The organism is Blautia sp. AM47-4 (genome assembly GCF_003479865.1).
Taxonomy (GTDB): domain Bacteria; phylum Bacillota; class Clostridia; order Lachnospirales; family Lachnospiraceae; genus Fusicatenibacter; species Fusicatenibacter saccharivorans.
The window spans coordinates 1-4,727 of the sequence record NZ_QUHY01000061.1; the positions used below are offsets into that span (position 1 = coordinate 1).

Below are 4,727 nucleotides of genomic sequence, written 5' to 3' on the forward strand. Positions count from 1 at the left end.
CGGGCGAAAACTACGCCTATCTGGGACTGCACCCTGCTTTCTTATCTTTGATGAATATGTGGCATTTTTTGAATGCTGGGGACAAAGGAAAGCGTGGGCTTGCTTAGCCAGTTAAAGAAAATCGTTATGTTAGGACGACAAGCAGGTTATTTCCTTATCGTTGCCTGCCAGCGTCCAGACGCAAAGTATTTCTCTGACGGTATCAGAGATAACTTCAATTTCCGTGTGGGACTTGGGCGTATCAGCGAATTAGGTTACGGTATGCTGTTCGGTTCAGATGTGAAAAAGCAGTTTTTCCAGAAGCGTATCAAGGGGCGTGGCTATTGTGATATGGGAACAAGCGTGATAAGCGAATTTTACACGCCTTTAGTCCCCAAAGGACATGATTTTTTACAAACAATCGGCAGGCTTGCACAAGAAAGACAAGTCATGCCAGAACAACAAGGAAAGGAAGATGTGATTGAATAAGGACACATTAAATGTTTATCACGCACCCACAGAGAAAAACTACCTCTGTTTGTGCTTGAATACAGATATTTTTACAACGGATTGCAGGAAATATATGTTAGATTGTTTTTTAGATTATTCTGTCAATCCAAATCTGCGATTTCATTCAAGGATAGATAAAATCATTGATGATGTTATTCGTGAAAAAATCAACATTCCTCATAAGTTTAGAATGAGGTTGGAAAGTAGACATTGCGTTGAAAGCAGGATAATCTATTTTCGATTTCGAGTTTTAGATAAGGCTTGTCTGCAATGTAATGTATTTCTTAAAGGGCTGTCTGAAGAAATGAAAGAAGCACTTTCAGATGAAAGAATAGATTTTGCGGTTATCTATGAGGGCATACAAGGTTCACAGCAGGACACAGACACGGACGACAAGGACGGGTTTTGCGGTTCTCAACCGCAAGTTCCGTTCTTGGCGGACGGGGCTTGTCCCGTCCGCTGATAAAACCCCTCGGTATCTAACAGAGGGGTACGTTTGCAAATAGACAATAGACAAAAAACATAGGAAACATAAGGCTTCTGGCATGGTTTCCTAGCAAAAATCGGCTGTGAAGTCGCCTAAAAAAACTTCACACTTTACAGATTGGGGGTATGGTTCTGAATGAAGAACAATGGATAAAAGAATTACGGGAGAAACGGATTGCTTACGGTATCTCACAAGGCAGGCTGGCGGTGGCTTCTGGTATCACAAGAGAATATCTCAATAAGATAGAAAGCGGAAAAATGAAGCCGTCAAAGGAGCTTTTGGAAACTCTGCATAAAGAACTGGCAAGGTTCAATCCAGAAGCACCGCTTACCATGCTGTTTGATTATGTGAAAATTCGTTTTCCCACGCTGGATATACAGCATATCATCAAAGACATATTAAAACTGAATATCAACTATATGCTCCATGAAGATTATGGACATTACAGTTATACGGAGCATTACTCTTTAGGGGACATCTTTATCTATACGTCGGCTGACGAAGAAAAAGGTGTCCTTTTAGAGTTAAAGGGGCGTGGTTGCAGGCAGTTTGAAAGTTACCTGCTGGCACAGCAAAGAAGCTGGTATGACTTTCTCATGGACGCACTCGTAGACGGTGGCGTGATGAAGCGTATCGACCTTGCTATCAACGACCATACGGGCATTTTGGATATTCCAGAGCTTGCGGAAAAATGCAGAAAACGGGAATATATCGGAAAGTCCAGAAGTTATAAGTTTTACCAGTCGGGCGAGCTTATCAAGCATAGAGAGGACGACAGAGAATATATGGGACGCACCCTTTATCTTGGTTCGCTGAAATCAGATGTGTATTTTTGTATCTATGAAAAGGACTATGAGCAGTACGTCAAGTTAGGGACACCGCTTGAAGAAGCCGACATTATCAACCGTTTTGAGATACGGCTTAGAAATGAACGTGCCTATTATGCAGTACGAGATTTGCTGACCTATTATGACGCAGAGCAGACCGCCTTTTCTATCATCAACCAGTATGTACGGTTTGTTGATGAAGAACCCGACAAGCGAAAAAATGAATGGAAACTCAATGACCGCTGGGCTTGGTTTATTGGCGATAACAGACAGAGCTTGAAGCTGACGACAAAGCCAGAGCCTTACACCTTAGACCGCACATTGCGTTGGGTACAAAGGCAGGTAGCACCAACCTTGAAAATGCTGAAAAAGATTGATAAAGGAAACGGTACAGACTACATGGAAACAATCGAACAGCAGGCAAAGCTCACAGAAAAGCATAAAATGATAATCAAACAGCAGACGACCCCTGCAAAAGATTTGGTGGAAAGTTAGGAGTGATAAAAAATGTGGGTATTATTAAAAGATTTCCTGCTGGTATCTATGGGAATGGGTATCGGCGTAGTCTTGATGTGTATTTTGAATGTCGGCAAAGAAGCTGACTATGAAATGAAACAATTAGAAGAAAGTGAGGACAATTAAATGAATTTCGGACAAAATTTGTATCAATGGTTTTTATCAAACGCACAGAGCTTAGTGCTTATGGCGATTGTGGTTATCGGTATCTACTTAGGGTTCAAGCGTGAGTTTTCAAAACTTATCGGCTTCTTGGTAGTTGCCTTGATTGCTGTCGGTTTGGTATTCAACGCTGGCGGTGTGAAAGATGTATTGTTAGAGCTGTTCAATAAGATTATCGGTGCATAAAATTTTATTGTGGTGCTGATATGCGAATGTTATAATGTGGATATGAAACACAGTATCTAGGAGTGATGGAATGAAATATATAATGCTTCACGGTTTGGGACAATCTTCTGAAAGTTGGAGTGATACCGTAAAAGTATTCAATGATGATTTTGAAGTTTTATGCCCTAATTTATCAGATTGGCTTTTTGGAAAAATACCATGTTATGATACATTGTATCGGACATTGGAAACATACTGTGAACAGTTTGAAGAACCGCTAAATATTTGTGGACTTTCTTTAGGTGGTATTCTTGCTATGCAGTATGCGATAGAACACCCAGAAAAAATGAACTCATTAGTGTTAATAGGCACACAATATGAAATGCCAAAGTATCTGTTAAAAATGCAAAATCTGATATTCCGTATTATGCCTTGTTCAGCATTTGAAAAAATGGGTTTTCAGAAAACAGATTTTATCAATCTATGCAAATCTATGACAGAACTTAATTTTAAACATGAACTGAAAAAAATATCATGTTCGGTACTTGTTGTCTGTGGCGATAAGGATAAGATAAATAAAAAAGCTTCTTTAGAATTGCAACAACAGATAGAAAACGCAGAAATAGCTATTATTGAAAATGCAGGACATGAAGTAAATACAGATAACCCAACACTACTAGGGCAAAAGTTAAATGTATTTTTCAAACAATATGTCTGATAAACAATTTCATATCCATACACACAAAGCAGTTAGTCTTAGGATTGACTGCTTTTTTCATACCTAAATTTCAGATTGGAGTGATGAAATGAACGATATTTTTAAGGATATGCAGGCAAAAGTCGGCTGTGAATACATTTCCGACCTGCCCTCTTACAAGCGTAAGGTGTGGCATGAAATGAAACGGCTGAACCCTGCCGACTATGAAGAAAGACAGTTAGAAGATTTTTCTAAATATGTGTTTGGTATCTCATACCAGAACTTAAAAGATGTGATGAACCAACAGAAAGGACGTGAGGAACAATGCAGGAAACAAGGGTACTGGTGGAAACGAGAGGAACAACTGACGAAGAAACAATATCATACTGGTTCGACCTGCCGATAGATGTTGCCGAGTTTGAAGAAAAGTTAGGTATCGGTGCAGAAAGTGGGGATTACTGTATTATCGAAAAGGTGTTGCCTTATGCTGATGAAGTTCACGAACATACAAGCGTGTATCAGCTCAACGAATTAGATTTTATGTACCGCCAGCTTTCAAGTGATATGCAGGAAGAATATGTATCACTTCTGACCGTATATGACAATTTAGAAGCACTTTATATTTGCAGGAACGTGATTACGGTTTATCCTGACTGCAAAAGCATGATAGATGTTGCAAGGCAAAAGCTGATGAACGACCCGACATTTAAGCATTTATCCGAGGACTGTCAAGAATATTACTTTGACTTTGAAGCCTATGCTTCTCACTTGCAGGAACACGGGAAATTTTTAGTAACAGAACACGGTATCTTTGAACTGCCAGAGTAGGAAATGAGGTGGTGGTTATGATTGATGATATGGCGGTTTACATTGCTAATCTTGGCAAATACAATGAGGGATATTTAGTCGGTGCTTGGTTCACGTTTCCCATTGATGAGGAAGATGTAAAAGAAAAAATCGGCTTGAATGAACAGTATGAGGAATACGCAATCCATGATACCGACAACTTCCCCATTGCGATTGGCGAGTATGTTTCCATTGAAGAACTCAATGAGATGTATGAAATGATAGAGGAACTTCCCGACTATATCGTAGAGTGTCTGGACGAATTTATCAGCCACTACGGGACGCTGGAAGAAGTCGTGGAACACAAGGACGATATTTATTATTATCCCGACTGTGAAACCATGACAGACGTTGCTACTACTACATAGACGAATTGCAGGCACTTGGCGACATTCCACCCAGCTTACAGAACTACATTGACTATGAAGCCTACGGGCGAGATTTGGATATGGGCGGTTGCTTTATAACAAGCGAGGTATGTGCGAGATACCATATTAACGCTGGAAGATCAGCGACAAGCATTGTTGCTACTGACAGC

Annotated in this window: 6 protein-coding genes and 3 pseudogenes; all 9 read left to right on the forward strand. The window is 40.1% G+C overall.

The window, feature by feature from the left end; translation table 11 throughout:
• Positions 1-468, forward strand: a pseudogene (locus DW965_RS18145) (ATP-binding protein); the annotation flags it as partial.
• Positions 461-952, forward strand: coding sequence for a hypothetical protein (locus DW965_RS18150; protein ID WP_009905022.1), 492 nt, complete (start codon positions 461-463; stop codon positions 950-952). The pseudogene DW965_RS18145 and the gene DW965_RS18150, both read left to right, overlap by 8 nt.
• Before the next feature lie 149 nt (positions 953-1,101).
• Entirely contained in the window at positions 1,102-2,298 is a 1,197-nt protein-coding gene (gene mobT / locus DW965_RS18155; protein ID WP_025489600.1) for a MobT family relaxase, read from the forward strand.
• A gap of 33 nt (positions 2,299-2,331) precedes the next feature.
• Positions 2,332-2,445, forward strand: a pseudogene (locus tag DW965_RS18995) (DUF3789 domain-containing protein); the annotation flags it as partial.
• Positions 2,446-2,667: a hypothetical protein gene (locus DW965_RS18165; protein ID WP_002323342.1), complete on the forward strand. Its 222-nt coding sequence runs from the start codon at positions 2,446-2,448 to the stop codon at positions 2,665-2,667. It begins immediately after the preceding pseudogene.
• Positions 2,668-2,737: 70 nt separating this feature from the next.
• On the forward strand, positions 2,738-3,364 hold the full coding sequence (locus DW965_RS18170; protein ID WP_022620533.1) for an alpha/beta fold hydrolase: 627 nt from the start codon (positions 2,738-2,740) through the stop codon (positions 3,362-3,364).
• Between the two features lie 88 nt (positions 3,365-3,452).
• Positions 3,453-3,749, forward strand: coding sequence for a conjugal transfer protein (locus tag DW965_RS18175; protein ID WP_074038079.1), 297 nt, complete (start codon positions 3,453-3,455; stop codon positions 3,747-3,749).
• A complete protein-coding gene (locus tag DW965_RS18180; RefSeq protein WP_025489601.1) occupies positions 3,668-4,171 on the forward strand; it encodes an antirestriction protein ArdA in 504 nt (167 codons plus the stop codon). Before DW965_RS18175 ends, DW965_RS18180 begins: the two co-directional genes overlap by 82 nt.
• Positions 4,172-4,188: 17 nt before the next feature.
• Positions 4,189-4,687 (forward strand): annotated as a pseudogene (locus DW965_RS18185) (antirestriction protein ArdA).
• The last annotated feature ends 40 nt before the right edge of the window (positions 4,688-4,727 follow it).